This window comes from Catellatospora sp. NPDC049133 (genome assembly GCF_040648455.1).
GTDB classification, from domain to species: domain Bacteria; phylum Actinomycetota; class Actinomycetes; order Mycobacteriales; family Micromonosporaceae; genus Catellatospora; species Catellatospora aurea.
In genome coordinates, this window is sequence record NZ_JBEZDT010000002.1 from 303,479 (window position 1) to 320,925 (window position 17,447).

The following is a 17,447-nucleotide window of genomic DNA, read 5'->3' on the forward strand; positions in this document are numbered from 1 at the left end:
GTCTAATCAGCGCCGACGTGCCGAAGCCTTCGCGCCCTTGCGACCGGTGGGCTGCGCCACGCGGCGGGGCACGGACAGCGCCAGCACCAGCGGGGTGCGCTCGTCGCCCTGGCCGAAGGGGTTGCGCTCGCACAGCCGCTCCAGCAGCCCGGCGGGCGGTTCACCGGGCAACGACCAGCCCAGCAGCCGCATGCCGCCGTCTCCGGCGCCGACGACGGCGCAGCCGGCGAGCATGGCGTACACCTCGTCGGGCAGGGTCTTGCGCAGCGCCGCGACGATCTGCTCGGCGACCCGGTCGGCGTCGCGCGGCGGCGGCACCACGGCCAGGTGCGCGGGCGGGCAGGCCTGCTCGCGGGGCGGGCAGACGGAGCGGACCAGCGGCCCGGCGAAACGCTCGGACCAGGCCCGGCGACCTAGCCGGGCGCTGAGCACCGCCAGCCCGAGCCGGACCGGGCCGCCGTGGTCGAGCGCCACCTGCATGCTCCACGGGTCGGCGAGCCCGACCGCGGGCCCGGCGAGCTTGACCAGCGCGCGGGCGTACGAGCCGGGCTCGATCTCCCAGATGGCGCGGGACAGGCCCTGGGCCACGGCGACGGGTTTCGCGGCGACGAGCAGGTGCCAGGGGCGGCGCAGCGCCTGCCGGGCGGTCTTGTCGGCGCCGTGCGCGAACTCGGCGACGTACCAGGCGAACTTCTCGGTGTAGCGGTCACCGGCCGCGATGGGCTCGGTGAGCACCGGGTACGTGGTCCAGTCCTGGCCGGCCGCGGTGATCACCAGGGGGCCGGGCGCGGGGCGGGCGGCGGGCACGTCGGGGGTGCGCTCGTACGGGCCGAGGACCGTGGTCAGCCAGCGTTCCAGCAGGTAGCGCCGCCACAGCCGGGCCACGTCGGCCTCGGGCGCGGTCGGCAGGTGCTGCATGACGGCGAGCGCGTCGTGGTCGGTGCCGCCGTGGCGCGGGTACAGCAGCGCGCTGATCGTCTCGGCGCGCAGCCGCAGCAGGATCTCCCGCAGCGGCGGCTCCAGCGTGGCGGCGGCCGGGGCCGCGGCGGCGGCGCGCAGCGAGACCGGCGGGAGGGTGCGCTCGGCGAATCCGCGCAGCTCGGCGCGCAGGGCCTCGTCGGTGGTCTCCAGGTCCCGGTACGGGAAGCGCAGCGCGACGCCGTACCGGCTGGCGACCCGGTCGGCCAGGCGCGGCAGGTGCCCGACCGGCCCGTTCCAGCCGCCGGCCCCGAGCAGCGCGTCGACCTCCCCGCCGCTGGCCCGCGCCACCGCCCAGGCCAGGTAGCTGGACAGGTCCGGCATGGGTTCGCCGACGTCGGCGAGGAAACCGTCGACGTCGATCTCGTCGGCGAAGAACGGCAGCGCCCGGTGCCGTACGTGGCCGTCGGGCAGCGGACCGAGCAGCGCGGAGGCGTACGCGGAGGAGTCCGCCGGCAGCCCCGGGAAGTTGACCGAGTACACGGGCAGGCCGCGGGGCTCGCTGCGCTCGGACAGCGCCGCGCCGAGCACCGCCGCGCCGGGCAGGCCGGGGCCGAGCAGCACCCCCAGCCGTCCCTCGCCGACCGCACCGAGCAGCGCCATCCGGCCGGTGATCGGGTGACCCCGGTGCCGGACGGGCGGGTGCGCGCGGACCACCCAGCCCTCGGTGTGCCCGGCGGAGATCTCGACGACCTGGTGCGGCAGCACCCGGCGGATGCCGTCGAAGAAGGTGGCCGCGCCCTCGTCGCAGCTGCCCACGGCCAGGAAGCGGGCGACCGTCTCCGGGTCGGGCCGGGCCGGCACGCCTGCGGCGAGCAGCGCGGAGGGCTCGCTCGCGACCAGCACCGCGCCGCGGCAACGGGCGTAGTAGAGCGGCGGGCCGTCGCCGTTGCGGGCCAGCACCAGGCCGTCCGGGTCGGCCATGATCAGGGTGTACGGGTCGGGACCGCCGACCAGGCCCAGCGGCCCGCGATCGGCGTACCGGTTGGCCAGGGTGCTCAGCTCGACGATGCCGTCGACGATCAGCGTGGTGGTGTCCAGCCGGTGCACGATCGGCATCGCCGCCCGGATCAGGAGCTTCGCGGAGCCGCAGACGCCGCGGGCCTCCTCGGAGCCGCGCGGGGCGAGCGCGCGGGACAGTGCGGTGAGCGTGTCGGTGGAGCTGCGATCGGAGCCGAAGCTCAGCAGGGCGGCCAGACCGGCCACGCGACCATCTCCTCAGGGAAGGCTGGGCGACAGTGGCGGCACGGGGCACGCCACGCGGGGGAAGCCTCAGCCTAGCCAGGATTGTCCGTTTGGCCGTTCATATCGCACTATCGGGCGAGAATTGTCGCCAGTTCGACAGTCGTCGTCACGGGACGGTCGCAGACGAAGCCCCGGCAGACGTACGCCGTGGGCTGGTCGCCGACCATCGTCCGGCCCGCCAGCAGCGGCACGCCCGGCGCGTCCGGGTGACCCGCCACGATCACCGCTCCGGGTGGCGCGTGCTCGATCGCGGTCAGCACCAGCGGGTCGGTCTCCGGGTCCGTGGTCGCGATCGCGATCTCGTACGGCCCCGACAGCAGCGCCTCCGCCCCCGCGGCGGCGTACCCGGCGAAGCGCGGATGCCGGGCCAGCAGCGGCACCACCGTGGACAGCGCCCGCTCGGCCATCTCGTGCCAGCGCGGCTCCCCGCTCAGCGCGGAGTAGCTCAGCAGCGCGTTGACCAGCGACGACAGCCCCGAGGGGGTGGCGTTGTCGGTCGGGTCCGCGGGCCGGATCACCAGCTGCTCCGCGTCGTCGGCGGTGTCATGGAAGCCGCCCTGCCCGTCCCGGAACCGCTCCCCCGCCGTGTCCAGCAACCGCCCCGCCGCCTCCAGCCAGCGCCCGTCACCGGTGACCTGGTGCAGGGCGCAGTACGCCTCGGCCACGCAGCCGTAGTCCTCCAGCACACCGGCCGGCTGCCCGACGACACCGTCCCGGGACACCCGGCGCAGCCGCCCGTCGACGACGTGCCGCGTCAGCAGCAGCTCGCCCGCCTCCACCGCGATCGACCGGAAGTCCACATTCTCCACGTCGGCGACGTCGCCGACCTCGGTGTAGTTGCGCCAGAACTCGCACAGCGCGGTGATCGCCAGGCCGTTCCAGGCCGCGACCACCTTGTCGTCCCGCATCGGCTGCGGCCGCTCGCGGCGCGCGGCCATCATCAGCCCGCGCACCCGCTCCCAGCGCTGCTGCACCTCCGGCGCGACGTCGTCGATGTCGCGCTTGAGCACCAGCACCGACGTGCCGTGCTCGAACGTGCCCGAGTCGGTCACCCCGAACAGGTCCGCCGCGAACTTCGCGTCGTCCTCCCCCAGCACTTCGACCAGCTGCGCCGGGGTCCACGAGTACGTCGTGCCCTCCACGCCCTCGGTGTCGGCGTCCAGCGCCGAGGCGAAGCCGCCCTCGGCCGTCTGCAGGTCGTTGACCAGGAACATGGCCGTCTCGGTGGCGATGCGCTGCGCCATCGGGTCGGCGGTCAGCCGCCAGATCTCGTTGTACACCCGCAGCAGCAGCGCGTTGTCGTACAGCATCTTCTCGAAGTGCGGCACCGTCCACGTCGCGTCCACCGCGTATCGGTGGAACCCGCCGGCGAGCTGGTCGTAGATGCCGCCCCGGGCCATCGCCTCGCCGGTGTGGCGCACCAGCTCCAGCGCGTCGGCGTCCTTGGCCCGCTGGTGGTGGCGCAGCAGGAACAGCATCAGCATGTGCGGCGGGAACTTCGGCGCGCCCCCGAAACCGCCCCGCACGCTGTCGTAGTCGGCGCGCAGCCGCTCCACCGCGTGGTCCAGCAGCTCCTTGGTGATCTCGCCGCCGCCGTCGAGCGGGTTGCGCGCGATCGCCTCGACCACCGCGTCACCCTGCTCCAGCACCTGGGTGCGCTGATCCCGCCAGGCCTCGGTGACCGCCTCCAGCAGCCGGGTGAACTGCGGCTTCGGGTAGTACGTGCCGCACAGGAACGGCTTGCCGTCGGGCGCGGCGAACACCGTCATCGGCCAGCCGCCCTGCCCGGTCATCGCCTGCGTCGCCGACATGTAGACCGCGTCCACGTCGGGGCGCTCCTCGCGGTCCACCTTGATCGCCACGAAGTGCTCGTTGACCAGGTCGCCGACGACCGCGTCCTCGAACGACTCGTGCGCCATCACGTGGCACCAGTGGCAGGCGGCGTATCCGACGGAGATCAGCACCGGCACGTCGCGCCGCTTGGCCTCCTCGAACGCCTCGTCGCACCAGGGCCACCAGTGCACCGGGTTGTCAGCGTGCTGCAGCAGGTAGGGCGAGGTCGCGTCCCCGAGTCGGTTCACACGTCCCACCCTCTCACAGCGCCCCGCCCCGTGCCCCGGTGCCCCATTTGTCGCCGTACCGCTCCCCCGGAGCTGCAGTTTCGGGGAACTGCACGAATCACGGCCGGGATAAGTGCAGAAACCCGGAAACTGCACCTCAGCGCAGGTGCACGGGCAACAGGTTCATGATCGCATTCCAGCGGTACGGCTGGTCCGGGTGCTCGGGGCGCAGTGCGTCGCGCTCCGTCACCAGCGCACCCCACTCCGCCAGCAGGGCCAGGTTGCGGCGGAAGCCGGGATGCGCCGCGAGAGCAGCCTTCGCGTACGGGCTGACGATCGTCGGCACCCGGAGCCCGAACGTCGTGTTCAGCAGCCCCAGCGCCACGTTGTCGTTGATCCCGGCCACCCACTTGTTGATCGTGTTGAAGCTGGCCGGAGCGACGATGACCAGATCCGGAGGGCCCGCCCGGTGCCGCTCGTCGGGCTTGCGGAAACGATCCGCGATCGGGTTGCCGGTCAGCGCTTCGAGCGCCGGCAGATCCAGCCAATCCGCGGCGGTCGCGGTCGGCACGACCTGGACCGTCCAGTCGTCCGCCAGCAGCAGCCCGACCAGCTCGGCCACGGCCGTCGCGGGCGGGGCCGCGCATACGACGAGGTGAGCGTTTCTCCTCAGGTGCGAGCTCAGAAGCACCTCGGAAACGTCTCATCAGGTAACGACATTGCCGCCGGTGGGGGCGGTGTGATGGGGTCTCGGGCATGACGGGGGCTGCTTTCCTGGACGCGCCGACGGCGCTGACCACCGCGCAACGGGCGGCGCTCGCGCACGTCACCGGCGTCGCGACCCGGCATCGCGCACGGGCGCTGGAACGCCTCGGAGAGGTGCTCGACCTGCCCGAACTCCTGGCGGCCGTGGCCACGCACGGGCGGGTCACGCTGAACTTCCACCCGGACCGGCTGATGTCCGACGGGCGTACCGTCGCCCAGTCGATGGCCGCCGACGGCCGCTACCGGAGCCAGTTCGAGACCGGCGTGACCAACGGCAGCCGCACCGCCTTCCTCGGCGGCGACCGCGACCGCTGGGAGCAGGCCCTGTTCGGCGACGCCTACCCGGGCGCGCTGCCCGCCGAGCGGCCGCTGTACGGCGGGCTGAACCTGCTCGGCCACCCCGACGGGGCGTGCCCGCGGTTCGGCTCCTGCCACGTGCGGCTCCGGCCCTCGGTGAACGCGCGCTGCACAGTGACCCTGGGCGACAGCCACCTCGGCCCCACCGACGTCGGCACGCTCGCCGTCTTCGCACCGGTGCTGGCCGGGCTCGTCGAGCAGGCCCGCGAAACCGGCGTGACGCTGGGCCGTCCCGATGTCGACCCGCTCGCGGCGCTGCGCGAACTCGCCGGGGCCGCCCCGGCCGCCGAGCCCGGCCGGGCCCTGGACGACTACCTCGAAGTGCAGGTCCACGGGCCGGTGAACCTGGCTGTGGACGCCGAGGCGCTGGTGCTCGACCCGAGCTTCCGCGGCACGGCCGCCGGCGACGTGCTCGCCGGACTCGCCGCGCGACTCGGCGTGGATCTGGAGTGGCATGCCGGCTTCGAGCTGACCGCCGCCGAGGTGGGACCGGACTTCCGGGGTCCGGCCATCCCGCCCCTGGCCGCCCACGTGTGCGAGCGCTACGCCGGCCCGCGCGGGACGTTCGACGCCGAGCTGGTCGGCCGCGCCGCCGCCGACATGCTCCGCGACCCGCTTTCGTGGTCCACCTGGGGCACCCCCGACGAACTCCTCCAGTACGTCAAACAGCTCTGGCACACCCTCGTGCACACCGGCCGCCCGTTCGCGGGCCGCTGACCGACCGGCAGTTTCGAGGAAAGTGCGGGTATAGATCGCCCAGTGGCTGCTCTTTCCCCGAAACTGCAGCCACTGGGCGGACGGCGTCAGCGGCCGGACTTCATCGCCGCCAGGCGGGACTCGATCTCCTGGTCGCGGGCCGAGGCGGACAGCTCCTCGAACTGGGCGTCCACGGTGGAGGCCTGGAGTTCGTCGTGGCCCTTGAGGCGGGCCTCCTCGCGGCGGACCATCTCCTCGAAGCGGTTGATCTCGCTGCTCGGGTCGAGCGCGTCGATGCTGCGCGCCGAGCTCTGCACCCGGCCGCGCGCCTCGGTGACCTTGGCCCGGCCGACCAGCTCGTCACGCTTGCGGCGCAGTTCGTCGAGCTTGCCGCGCATCTGGGTGACACCCTGCTTGAGCTGCTCGGTGACCTGCGTCTGCTCGGCGATCATCGGGCCGAAGCTCTTCACGTCGTTCTCGTACGCGATCTGCTTGCCGATCGCGATCCGGGCGAGGTTGTCGAACTTGTCGGCGTCGGCGGCGTTGCTGGAGCGCACCTGGTCGGCCTTGGCGCTGGCGGCCTGGGCCTTGGCCTGCCACTCGGCGGCGTTCTTCGTCGCCTCCGCCGAGTCGGCCTCCAGCAGCCGGAGGTTGCCGATGGTCTGCGCGACGGCGTTCTCGGCCTCGCTGATGTTCGCGGTGTAGTCGCGGACCATCTGGTCGAGCATCTGCTGCGGGTCCTCGACGTCGTCGAGGATGGCGTGGATATTGGCACGGGCCATCTGGGTGATGCGCCCGAGGATCGACTGTGCCGCCATGATCAATTCCCCCCTGGTTGTTCCTTCGCCGGTCTCGCCCACGTGCTGGGGCCGCCGAAACGGCCCTGTACCGGCGGCGCCACGGACGCTGCCGCGCCGGCCGGCTGGTTCGCCTCGCTGGTGAGGCCGATGCGGAAGCCGCCCATGCCGCCGCCGAGCATGTTCTCCAGCAGGATGCCGCCGAGCACCGCGCCACCCATGCCGCCCGCGGCCGCCGTGCCGAAGCCCCCGGGACCGCCGATGATCACGCGGCCGCCGCCGAGCTGGCCGCCGTACGCCGACGGGAAGGACCAGCGCTCGACGTCGTCGCGGGCCGAGTCGACGGCCTGCGCGGCGAGGTCGTGCGCGCGTTCCGCGGCGGCCAGCGCGGTGACCGGATCGGTGCCGCTCTCGGCACGGTCGAGCTGGGCGTGCGCCTCCGACAGGCGGGCGCGCGCCGTCGAGCCGACCGCGCCGCGGCGTGTGGTGATGTAGCCGGTCGCCGAGTCGACGGCGGCACGGGCCGCGTGCAGGGTCTGCTCCAGCTGGCGGCGGGCCTGCTCGGTGCGGTTCGCGGCATCGCGTACCCCGCCCATGGCCTCGGCCAGGCCGGAAGCGGCTGTCTCCAGCCGGCGCATCATGCCCAGCGGGTCGGTCTTCGCGCCCGCCAGCTGCGTGCGCACGTCCCCGGCGACCTGGTCGGCGCGGGCCACCGCGGCGGCGAGGTTCATCTGGTCCGCGCCGCCCGCACTCCCTGCGGCCTGCATCGCGGCCTTGCCCGCGGCGACCTCGGCCTGCACCTCGTCGAGCAGCCCGGTCACGTGCTGCCCTGCCGCGTCCAGATCGGTGGCCGCCTTGTCCAGCGCGTCCAGCAGGGCTCCGGCCTGGCCGGTGGCCTGCTCGGCCCCGCGCAGCGACAGCGCCGCCTTGCCGCGGTCGCCCGCCGCGATGTCGGCGCCCGCCGCGGTGAGCTGCTCGTCGGCGAAGTCGAGCCGTGCGGTGGCCTCGGTGACGTTGCCCGCCACGGCGGTGAGCGCCCCCTCGGTGTAGCGGTCGGTGAGGCGGGTCAGCTTCGCCTCGGCCGCGGGGAGCGTGCCGCGCAGCTGCCCGGCGCGCGCCGTCAGCGATTGCGCCAGCTCCTCGGCGTTGGCCTGCATGGCACGCAGTTTCTCGAAGGCGTCCGCCTCGGCGTCGAGCCGCCTGTCCACCGTCGAGCACCGGTCGACGATCTCCCGCAGCAGCCGCCGCTGGGTGGCGTCGTCCTCCGGGATCTCGTCGTCGAGCTGGTGGCGGATACGGAACGCCGCGGCCAGGTCCTCCTTCGCGGCGGCGACCGCGGTGGCGAACGTGGTCACGGCCTCGGCGCCGTACTCGGCGGTGGCGAAGCCCAGTTCCTGCTCGCTCGTGCGCACCGCGTTGTCCACAGCCACCAGCTGCCCGTTGGCGTACGTGTTCAGCTGTGTGGCGCTGTAGGCGGCGAACGGGTCGGCCGGGCCGGTCTGCTGCGGGGTGGCCTGCGCCGTCCCCTGGCCGCGCCCCTTGCGCCGCCTGGCCACCGTCAGCACCAGGACCACGCCCAGCACGATGATCGCGAGGCAGCACAGAACCGAGAAGAGATCGACCTCAGTGGTCTGCACCGGCACGTGATCACGATATCCCCCGTAATCCCCCCCAACCCGGCGAATAGCCCTCCCTCAATCGCCCCCACCTGCCGCGACTCTTTAGGAGTCGCGGTCATCCACAGCCCTGATGCCGCAACTCTTTAAGAGTCGCGCCTGGAGGTGGGCCGCGCCCCGGGGCGGAGGGGCGGGCGGCGGGCCGGGGGTGGGTCAGGCGGTGTGGGGGCGGGCGCGGAGGGGGCGGATGGGGCGGGCCGCGCGGGTGAGGGTGTGCAGGGCTTCGGTGATCTCGTCGGCGGGCAGCGGGTGGGAGAAGTAGAAGCCCTGGCCCGCGTCGCAGCCGAGGCGGCGCAGCGCGACCCGCTGGTCGGCCGTCTCCACACCCTCGGCGACGACCCGCAGGCCGAGCTGGCGGCCCAGGTCGACGACCGCCTGCACGATGGCGGCGGCCTGCCGCGACTCGGCCATCCGGCCGACGAAGGTGCGGTCGACCTTCAGCTCGTCGACCGCGATCCGGGTGAGGAAGGTCAGCGACGAGAACCCGGTGCCGAAGTCGTCCACGGCGAACCGGACCCCGAGCCCGCGCAGCTCACGCAGCACCTGGTCGGTGACGGGCAGCGGGCTGAGCACCACCGTCTCGGTGATCTCCAGGACCAACCGGGAGGCGGGCATGTTGTGGCGACGCAGCAGCTCGGCCACGTCCGCGGGCAACTGCGGGTCGAGCAGGCTGCGCGGGGACAGGTTCACCGCGACGGGCACGTCCAGGCCCTGCCGGGTCCACTCGGCGGCCAACGTCAGGGCCTGGTCGAGCACGTGCCGGGTGAACTTGCCGAGCAGGTCGCTGGCCTCGACGGCGCGGACGAAGTGTTTGGGCAGCAGCAGGCCGCGGCGCGGGTGGTGCCAGCGGATGAGCGCCTCCACCCCGGACGGCGCGCCGGTGTCCAGCTCGACCGCGGGCTGCAGGACGAGGTGGAGCTGATCGTCGGCGGCCAGCGCGGCGCGCAGCTCGGCGACCAGCGCCAGCCGGTCGGTGCTGGTCCGGTCGCGGTGCGGGTCGTACGCGGCGACCCGCGACCCCGACTCCTTGGCCTGGTACAGCGCGACGTCGGCGCGCCGCAGCAGCTCGGTGAGGTCGAATTCGCCCGCGGTCGCCACGGCAACCCCGACCGAGACCTCGGCCGACAGCGTGACCCCGGCGACCTCGGTGGGGCTGGCCAGCGTCGCGGTCAGCATGCGCGCCCGGCGCTGGGCGACCAGGTTCGCGGCGCTGAGCCGGTCGACCTCGTCGTGGTCCGCGGACAGTCCGGGCAGGTCGGTGACCAGCAGCGCGAACTCGTCGCCGCCGAGCCGGGCCAGCAGCTCGCCGTGCCCCACGTCGCCGGACAGCCGCGACGCCGCGGTCTGCAGCAGCTCGTCCCCGGCGAGGTGGCCCAGGGTGTCGTTGACCTCTTTGAAGTGGTCCATGTCGAGCAGCAGCAGGGCGACCGGCACCCGGGCGTCGAGCCCGCGCAGCACCGCGTCGCCGCGATCCATCAGGGCGTCGCGGTTGAGCAGGCGGGTCAGCGGGTCGTGGTGGGACTCGTACATGGTGCGCTCGCGCAGCTCGCGCAGGGCGCTGTGGGTGGCGGCGTCGTGCAGGGCGGCGGCCAGGGCGTCGCCGAACACGGCCAGCCGGTGCTGGTCGTTGGGGCCCCAGGCGCGCTGGCGCAGCAGCCGCAGGGTGAGCACGCCGACCCGGCCGCCGGCCACCTCGAGCGCCCGGGTCACCGCGGGCGCGCGGCCCGCGTCCGCCGACGGCGTCTCCGAGGCGGGCTCGACCAGGATCTCCTCGCCGGTACGCAGGCTGCTGCGGTATCGGGTCTGCGAGCCGAGCACGGTCAGCTCCACCGCCCGCACCGGAAACAGCGAACGGGCCGCCTGCAGGCCCTCCTGCGCCACGGCCAGCTCGTCGAGCCGGTGCAGCGAGCGGCTGGCCAGCGCGAACGCCCGCCAGGTGCGGCGCTCCTCGTCCTCGTGCACCCGGTGCACGTAGAGCTGGTGCAGCAGCCACAGCAGCGGCGGCAGCACCCAGAGCCAGCTGCTGTCCCACAACCGCACCGCGACCAGGCCGAGCGCGACGTTGCCGACGATCATCACGGGCGTGCCGCGCAGCGCCTGCCAGACCACCCCGATCATGTTCTGCCCGTCGCGCACGGCCAGGTGCACCGCGAGCAGCACGGCACTGCTGAGCAGGTAGACGAGGGCGGCCAGCACGACGATCGCGGCGGCCTGCGCCGACATCCCGGACGCGCCGGGGGCGACCGGCACCCCGCCGACCCACACCACCAGCGCCGCGACGGCGGCGGCCAGCGTCAGTGAGGCGGCGGCCCGGACGGTCTCGACCGGGCTGGTGCGGTTGCCGGAGACCAGTGACACCACCGGTTTGGCCAGCAGCACGCCGATGCCCGCCGCGGCGGGGATCCAGGTGACCGGCACCAGGACGAAGCCGACGATCAGGGCGGCCTCGCCCCAGTCGACGTCGATGGTGGTGGAGCCGACGCGCATGCGCAGGCCGAACAGGTGGGCCAGCGTGATCAGGCCGATGAGCAGCCCGAACTGGCCGAGGTCACCCTCGTGTACGCCGAGGATCGCGCCGACACCCGCGACCAGCACCGCGGTGACGACGAGACAGGTTATGACAATGCGGACACGCGACGTCAGCGAGGCTGCACCGGACCAGCGGTAGAGTCCGTCCGCCGCCCGCGTGAGCCACCTGCCCATCCGTGCCCCCTGTCCGCGCGCACCGGAGGCGGAGGCCCGTCGTCTCCTTCTGAAGACGACACGCTCTCCGCCTGACGCGACAGGCCGTGTCCGATTCCCTCGGTCCGCCTCAGCGAGGGTCCGGCGTGACGGGCGAGTCCGTCCGCGCACCGTCACTCATGCTCGCCGAATCGAACGTCTCGGGCAACCGCCTGAGCCGCTGATTCATGTTGCGAATCAGGAAAACCGTTGCAGCGGCCAGGAGCAGGATCAGCAGCAGCGCCATCGGACCGGCGAGACCGTCGCCCGACCGGGTGTCGCCGAAGTTGTTGTCGGCCAGGATCTCCAGCATGTGCCTCACCTATCCGCTCCCGCCGGCGCGCGTACGCCGGCGAACAGGTCGTCCTCGGGAATCGCGGTCGCCACGGTCGACCTGACCAGCTGGTAGTCCTCGGTCGGCCAGGCCGTGCGCTGCACGGTCAGCGGCGCGCGGAACCAGGGCCCGTCCGGGTCGATCTGGGTCGCGTGCGCGCGCAGGGCGTCGTCCCGCAGCTCGAAGTACTCGCCGCAGGGCACCCGGGTGGTGATCCGGGGCGACTTGTCGCCGACCCAGTCGTCGTTGAGCCGCTCGGCGTACGGCGACTCCAGCCCGGCCGCCAGCATCGCCTCGTGCAGCGCCGTGAACTTCAGCTTCGTGAAGCTGATGTGGTAGTAGAGCTTCGGCACCTCGAAGGCCGGGCCGAACTCGGGGTAGCGCTGCGGGTCGGCGGCGGCCTCGACCGCGGCCATGGTCACCAGGTGGGTCTGGATGTGGTCCGGGTGCGGGTAGCCGCCCTCCTCGTCGTAGGTCAGCACCACCTCCGGCCGGAACTCCCGGATCAGCTTCACCAGCGGCGCCGCCGCCTCCTCGACCGGCACCCGGGCGAAGCAGCCCTCGGGCAGGCCGGACGGGTCGTCGTGGGTGTAGCCCTCGACCCAGCCCGAGTCGACGAAACCGAGCCACGCCTGGTCGACGCCGAGGATGTCGCGGGCCGCGGCCATCTCCGCACGGCGGATCTCGGCGATGTTCTCCCAGACGTCCGGGCGGTCCAGTTTCGGGTTGAGCACGTCACCCCGCTCGCCGCCCGTACACGTGACGACCAGCACCTCCGCACCCTCGCGGGCATACCGCGCCATAGTCGCGGCACCCTTGGACGACTCGTCGTCCGGATGCGCGTGCACCGCCATCAGTCGCAGCCGCTGCGTCACCGTGCTCTCCCCACGTGCGAGAATCGACCCTGACAGTGTTCCTCACGCGTCTGACGCGTCACACGAAGGACCCCCACCGGTGACCGAGACCTCCACCGACACCGCCGCCGGCCAGGCGGCCGAACGCGCGCCGTGGCCGGCCGGACGGTACGGCCGCCGCCGTGAGCAGCGTCGCGCCTCCCGCACGACGGTGGCCGTGCTGGGCGTGCTGACCGTCCTGGCCATGACGCTCATCGGCGCCCGCCTCTACCGCGCGTACGGTGACGGAGACTACACAGCGTCGGTGACGGCGTTCGAGATGAGCGACACGCAGGTCGCGGTGACGTTCATGATCCAGATGCCGGCCGACGGCACCGCTGTCTGCCTCGTCCGCGCCCGGGACAAGACCGGGCACGAGGTCGGACTGGAGGAGGTCACCGTGCGGCCGGGCCCGGATCCGGAGCGCACCGTGGTGACACACCGCCTGGCGACGACGGGACGTCCGGTGACCGGCGAGGTTAAGGGCTGCCACCCGGCGTGAGTCGCTGGTAGGTTGGTAACTTCGCCCATCGCGCTCAAGGGGGCAGTTACCACTGCAGCGCATGGCCGACCGGCAACCACTTCCGAGAACCCGCAAGACCTGAGGAGAACGCCCGTGTCCACGACTGATGCCACCTGGCTGTCCCAGGACGCGTACGACCGGCTCCAGGGCGAGCTGAACGACCTCATCGCCGCCCGGCCCGCGATGGCCGCCGAGATCAACGCCCGCCGCGAGGAGGGTGACCTCAAGGAGAACGGCGGTTACCACGCCGCCCGCGAGGAGCAGGGCAAGGCAGAGGGCCGCATCCGCCAGCTCCAGGAGCTGCTGCGGGTCGCCCACGTCGGCGAGGCTCCCCGCGGGGACAGCGTCTCCATCGGCAACGTCGTCGTCATCTACTTCGACGACGACACCGAGGACACCGAGACCTTCCTGCTCGGCTCGCGCGAGATCGCGGCGACCACGGACATCACCGTGTACTCCCCCGAGTCGGCCCTCGGCCAGGCGATCCTCGGCGCCCGCAAGGGCCAGACCGTCACCTACACCGCCCCCAGCGGCGTAGACATCAAGGTCACCGTCGTCTCCTTCGAAGCCTTCGGCGGCTGACCCCGCCCCGCACCGCCCCAGGGCCGGCCCGCTCCCGCAGCGCCGGCCCTCGCTGTTTCCCGCCCTCACCCCAAGATCGTGACGATCTTGCTTAAGTTGTTGGAGATATGCCGGATTCAGGCGTGTCGTCCCCACCGCCCGCGCAAGATCGTCGCGATCTTGGGTGGGGTCAGGCAAAGGGGGTGTCGACGTCTACCTGGTAGCCGGCGGTGCGGAGGGCGGTGACCAGTTGGTCTGAGTGTTCGGCGCCGCGGGTTTCGACGGAGAGTTCGACTTCGACCTCGCCGAAGTGCAGGCGGGGGTCGTGGCGTTGGTGGGCCACGTCGAGGACGTTGGCGCGCTGGTCGGCGATCAGGGAGAGCAGGGCGGCGAGCTGGCCGGGGCGGTCGGCGCAGCGGACGTTGACGTGGAGGTAGCGGCCGGCGGCGCTGAGGCCGTGTTCGATGACGCGCAGCAGCAGCAGGGGGTCGATGTTGCCGCCGGAGACGACCGCCACGACGGGGGTCTTCACCTGTACACGGCCCGCGAGCAGGGCGGCCACGCCGACCGCGCCGGCCGGCTCGGCGACCATCTTGCCGCGCTCCAGAAGCATCAGCAGGGCTCGGGATATCTCCTCGTCGGTGACGGTGACGACCTCGTCGACGAGCTTGCTGATGTGGGTGAAGGTGAGGTCGCCGCAGCGGCCGACCGCGATGCCGTCGGCGATGGTGGCGATGCTGGGCAGGCGCACCGGGCGTCCGGCGCGCAGCGCGGGCGGCACCGCTGCCGCGCCGGCGGCCTGTACGCCGATGACGGTGATGTCGGGGCGCAGCGCCTTCGCGGCGACGGCGAGGCCGGAGATCAGGCCGCCGCCGCCGATGCCGGTGATGATGGTCTGCACGTCGGGGCGCTGTTCGAGGATCTCCAGGCCGACCGTGCCCTGTCCGGCGATCACGTCGGGGTGGTCGAACGGGTGGATGAAGACCGCGCCGGTGCGCTCGGCGAACTCCTGCGCCGCGACCAGCGCCTCGTCGACGGTGTTGCCGGCGAACTCGACCCGCGCGCCGTACCCCTTGGTCGCCGCGACCTTCGGCAGCGGCGCGCCCACCGGCATGAACACGGTGGCCTTGGTCTTGCAGAGCCCGGCCGCGAGCGCGACGCCCTGGGCGTGGTTGCCGGCGCTGGCCGCCACCACACCGCGGGCCCGCTCCTGCTCGCTGAGCCGGGAGATGCGCACGTAGGCACCGCGCACCTTGTAGGAGCCCGCACGCTGCAGGTTCTCGCACTTGAGCCAGGCCGGCCCGCCGAGCTTGGCCGACAGCGGCCGGCACGGCTCGATCGGGGTGGTGCGTACGACGGACCGCAGGCGCTCGCGCGCCGCCTCGATGTCGGCCAGGCTGACCAGCTCAGGTGTCACAGGCTGATCGTGCCACTCGGCACGGCCGCGGGCACAACGGGGACGTGCGCCGCCCGGCCGCGCTCGATCCGCGCGGTCTGCGCGCCGCTGATCGACAGGATCAGCTTGACCAGGAAGAACCCGGCGAGCACGGTGCCCACCGCCTCGACCACGCCGAAGGTGAGCATGTCGTCGAAATAGGCCACGTGCGCCGCGAAGGTGTTCACGTCCGGCTCCATGCGGCCACTGATCTGCGAGGTGGCGAAGCTCACCACGTACCCGGCCCACCACAGGCCGGTGAACAGGCCGACCCGCCGGTGCTGGAGGCTGGCGGAGGCGACCTGGTGCATCACCCGGCACGGGATGACGAAGTTCGCGAACGGGATGAACCAGCCGCCGATCGCCCAGCCCGCGGCCATACCCGGCTGCGCCTCGGGGAACGCGTCGATGTTCACCCGGGCGCGGTACAGCCAGATGATCACCAGTACGCCCGCGGCCAGCATGCCGAGCACGTCGACCCCGGTGATCGCCAGCTCGACCAGGTAGGCCCGCTGCAGCAGGTCGGTGTCGCGGTCGGCCTGAGCCTGCTCCGCCATGGCGCCGGGCACCAGGGCCAGCGCCGCGCCCAGCACGGTGAGCACCGTCGAGACCACGACCGCGGCCACCGCGGCCAGGCCGATGCCGTGCACGCCGTAGAGCTTGGCGTGCGGGTGGATCAGCGGCGCGGTGCGGTCCAGCCCGCAGGCGCGGCAGTAGATCCCGGTCGCCGGATTGACGGCGGAGCAATGTGGGCAGGTCACGGCGTTTCTCCAGGGTCGAGGGCCCACGGAGAGTAACGGAACCACCGGCACCGCTGAAACCCACCCCAGCTCAGTCGGGATCATCCGGTTCCCCGTCGGTCACGTTCCGTGCAAGAAGGAAAGGAAGGGCACCTTCCACAACACATAGCGATGTGAAGGTGCCCTTCCTTTCCTCAGTTCGGGCGGGGGAAGCCGGGGGCGTGGCGGCGCCAGGGGGCGGCCAGTTCGATCTGGCCGGCGACCGCCAGGAGCAGCAGTTCCGTGCCGGGCGGGCCGACCAGTTGCACGGCGGCGGGCAGGCCGTCGGGGCGTACACCGACGGGCAGGGTCATCGCCGGGAAACCGGTGATGTTCCACGGCGCGGCGAACGGGGCGTTGCGCACGTTGGCCACCACGTTGGTCAGCCAGCCGCGGCGGTGCCAGTCGCCCGCCTTCAGCGGTGGCCCGGCGAGCACCGGCGTGAGCAGCAGGTCCACACCGTTTGCGACGAAGAACTCCAGGCAACGGTCACGGAACCGGGTGCGGTCCTGCTCGCGTACGAAGCCGCGCCGCCACGCCCAGCCGCCCATCGCGACATGCCGCCGGGTGCGCTTCTGCAGCTTGGACCGGTCGATCCCGGCCGCCTCGACGTCGCGGTGAGCGGCGGCGAACCAGGTCGCCATGCCGCGCAGCCCGAGCGAGGTCGAGTACGCCGGGTCGGCGGTCAGCGTGTCGTGGCCGCACTCGGTCAGCAGGCGGGTGGCGGTGGCCACCGCGGCCCGGTTGGCCTCGTCGGCGCTCGCCCCGGCCACCGGGGACTTCAGCGACACCGCGATGCGCAGCCGGCCCGGCTGGCTCAGCGGCTGCGGTGTGCGCCCGGCCAGCACCGCGAAGCCCAACGCCGCGTCGGCGACCGTCGTGGCCAGCATGCCGTGCTCGACTAGGCCGAACCAGTCGTCCGCGCCCAGGTTCACCGGCAGCACGCCCCGGCCGGGCTTGAGCCCGATCAGGCCGCAGCAGGCCGCCGGGATGCGGATGGAGCCCAGCCCGTCGTTGGCGTGCGCGATCGGCACCAGGCCCGCCGAGACCGCCGCCGCCGAGCCGCCGGAGGAGCCGCCCGGGGTGCGGTCGAGCGCCCACGGGTTGCGGGTCACCGCGCTGTCGTCGTCGGTCACGCCCCACAGCCCCAGCTCGGGCATCCGGGTCGTGCCGAGGACCACCGCACCCGCGCCGCGCAGCCTGCGTACCAGCTCATGGTCCTGCTCGGCGACGGCCTGGCGTGCGCCTGCGGATCCGTGCCACGTCGGCAACCCGGCGACCGGGGTGTTCTCCTTGACCGCGATCGGCACCCCGGCCAGCGGCAGGTTGGCCATGTCACTCTGGTCGTCGACCTTCTCCGCCTCGGCGGCCGCCTCTGCGGCCCGCACGGTGCGGAACGCCGCCACCACCGGGTCGGCACCGGTCAGGTAGTCGAGGTGATCGGCCACGACCTGCGTCGCCGACGTGTCACCGCGCCGCACGGCTCGCGCGATCTGCTTGGCGGTGGCGCCGACCCAGGTGTCCGCCATGTCTTTCCTCCACCACGTCGTGAGCCAGAAAACCGGGGCTCCAGTATGGAGTGCCGTGACGCGTCGTGAGCAACTGGAGCCTTGCCGCGACGGATTTC

14 protein-coding genes are annotated in these 17,447 nt (G+C 72.9%); 3 read left to right on the forward strand and 11 right to left on the reverse strand.

Annotation, left to right across the window (positions count from 1 at the left end):
- Positions 1-6: 6 nt before the first annotated feature.
- The 3 genes from AB0B35_RS03590 to AB0B35_RS03600 form a co-directional block, all read right to left on the reverse strand.
- A complete protein-coding gene (locus AB0B35_RS03590; protein WP_361040193.1) occupies positions 7-2,184 on the reverse strand; it encodes a hypothetical protein in 2,178 nt (725 codons plus the stop codon).
- A 107-nt stretch (positions 2,185-2,291) separates the two neighbouring features.
- Positions 2,292-4,304 (reverse strand): thioredoxin domain-containing protein, encoded by a 2,013-nt coding sequence (locus tag AB0B35_RS03595; protein WP_361040196.1) that lies wholly within the window; start codon positions 4,302-4,304, stop codon positions 2,292-2,294.
- Positions 4,305-4,440: 136 nt separating this feature from the next.
- Positions 4,441-4,974, reverse strand: a complete 534-nt coding sequence (locus AB0B35_RS03600) for a flavoprotein (protein ID WP_361040200.1) — start codon at positions 4,972-4,974, stop codon at positions 4,441-4,443.
- 65 nt (positions 4,975-5,039) lie between these two features.
- Here AB0B35_RS03600 and AB0B35_RS03605 point away from each other — a divergent pair, with 65 nt between their 5' ends.
- Positions 5,040-6,122: a DUF3626 domain-containing protein gene (locus AB0B35_RS03605; RefSeq protein ID WP_361040202.1), complete on the forward strand. Its 1,083-nt coding sequence runs from the start codon at positions 5,040-5,042 to the stop codon at positions 6,120-6,122.
- A gap of 86 nt (positions 6,123-6,208) precedes the next feature.
- On the opposite strand, the gene AB0B35_RS03610 is transcribed toward AB0B35_RS03605, so the two are convergent.
- The 5 genes from AB0B35_RS03610 to mca form a co-directional block, all read right to left on the reverse strand.
- Complete coding sequence (locus AB0B35_RS03610; protein WP_360522096.1) at positions 6,209-6,919, reverse strand: PspA/IM30 family protein; 711 nt, start codon at positions 6,917-6,919, stop codon at positions 6,209-6,211.
- Between the two features lie 2 nt (positions 6,920-6,921).
- Positions 6,922-8,541: a hypothetical protein gene (locus tag AB0B35_RS03615; protein WP_361040204.1), complete on the reverse strand. Its 1,620-nt coding sequence runs from the start codon at positions 8,539-8,541 to the stop codon at positions 6,922-6,924.
- A 186-nt stretch (positions 8,542-8,727) separates the two neighbouring features.
- Positions 8,728-11,277 (reverse strand): bifunctional diguanylate cyclase/phosphodiesterase, encoded by a 2,550-nt coding sequence (locus AB0B35_RS03620; RefSeq protein WP_361040206.1) that lies wholly within the window; start codon positions 11,275-11,277, stop codon positions 8,728-8,730.
- Positions 11,278-11,386: 109 nt separating this feature from the next.
- Positions 11,387-11,608 (reverse strand): hypothetical protein, encoded by a 222-nt coding sequence (locus tag AB0B35_RS03625; RefSeq protein ID WP_155374249.1) that lies wholly within the window; start codon positions 11,606-11,608, stop codon positions 11,387-11,389.
- A gap of 5 nt (positions 11,609-11,613) precedes the next feature.
- Entirely contained in the window at positions 11,614-12,504 is an 891-nt protein-coding gene (gene mca, locus AB0B35_RS03630) for a mycothiol conjugate amidase Mca (protein WP_361040208.1), read from the reverse strand.
- Between the two features lie 79 nt (positions 12,505-12,583).
- Between mca and AB0B35_RS03635 the strand changes: the two genes are divergently transcribed.
- Together AB0B35_RS03635 and greA are read left to right on the forward strand one after the other, a co-directional pair.
- Positions 12,584-13,024: a DUF4307 domain-containing protein gene (locus AB0B35_RS03635; protein ID WP_361040210.1), complete on the forward strand. Its 441-nt coding sequence runs from the start codon at positions 12,584-12,586 to the stop codon at positions 13,022-13,024.
- Positions 13,025-13,138: 114 nt separating this feature from the next.
- Complete coding sequence (gene greA, locus AB0B35_RS03640) at positions 13,139-13,627, forward strand: transcription elongation factor GreA (protein ID WP_360522080.1); 489 nt, start codon at positions 13,139-13,141, stop codon at positions 13,625-13,627.
- 169 nt (positions 13,628-13,796) lie between these two features.
- Here greA and ilvA read toward each other — a convergent pair whose 3' ends face one another.
- The 3 genes from ilvA to AB0B35_RS03655 all read right to left on the reverse strand — a co-directional run bounded on the left by ilvA (position 13,797) and on the right by AB0B35_RS03655 (position 17,349).
- Positions 13,797-15,023 carry a threonine ammonia-lyase gene (ilvA, locus tag AB0B35_RS03645; RefSeq protein ID WP_361040212.1) on the reverse strand — a complete coding sequence of 409 codons (1,227 nt, stop codon included), beginning with the start codon at positions 15,021-15,023 and terminating at the stop codon, positions 13,797-13,799.
- The gene (locus tag AB0B35_RS03650; RefSeq protein ID WP_361040214.1) at positions 15,020-15,802 is read right to left on the reverse strand and encodes a DUF4328 domain-containing protein; all 783 of its coding nucleotides are present in this window, start codon (positions 15,800-15,802) and stop codon (positions 15,020-15,022) included. The genes ilvA and AB0B35_RS03650 overlap by 4 nt, the downstream gene beginning before the upstream one ends.
- A gap of 173 nt (positions 15,803-15,975) precedes the next feature.
- The gene (locus AB0B35_RS03655; protein ID WP_361040216.1) at positions 15,976-17,349 is read right to left on the reverse strand and encodes an amidase; all 1,374 of its coding nucleotides are present in this window, start codon (positions 17,347-17,349) and stop codon (positions 15,976-15,978) included.
- Positions 17,350-17,447 lie beyond the last annotated feature (98 nt).

Excerpts from the sequence above, each read along its gene's own strand:
- AB0B35_RS03605 (WP_361040202.1), top strand. The coding sequence starts at position 5,040 with ATGACGGGGGCTGCTTTCCTGGACGCGCCGACGGCGCTGACCACCGCG.
- AB0B35_RS03610 (WP_360522096.1), bottom strand. The coding sequence starts at position 6,919 with ATGGCGGCACAGTCGATCCTCGGGCGCATCACCCAGATGGCCCGTGCC.
- AB0B35_RS03620 (WP_361040206.1), bottom strand. The coding sequence starts at position 11,277 with ATGGGCAGGTGGCTCACGCGGGCGGCGGACGGACTCTACCGCTGGTCC.
- AB0B35_RS03625 (WP_155374249.1), bottom strand. The coding sequence starts at position 11,608 with ATGCTGGAGATCCTGGCCGACAACAACTTCGGCGACACCCGGTCGGGC.
- AB0B35_RS03655 (WP_361040216.1), bottom strand. The coding sequence starts at position 17,349 with ATGGCGGACACCTGGGTCGGCGCCACCGCCAAGCAGATCGCGCGAGCC.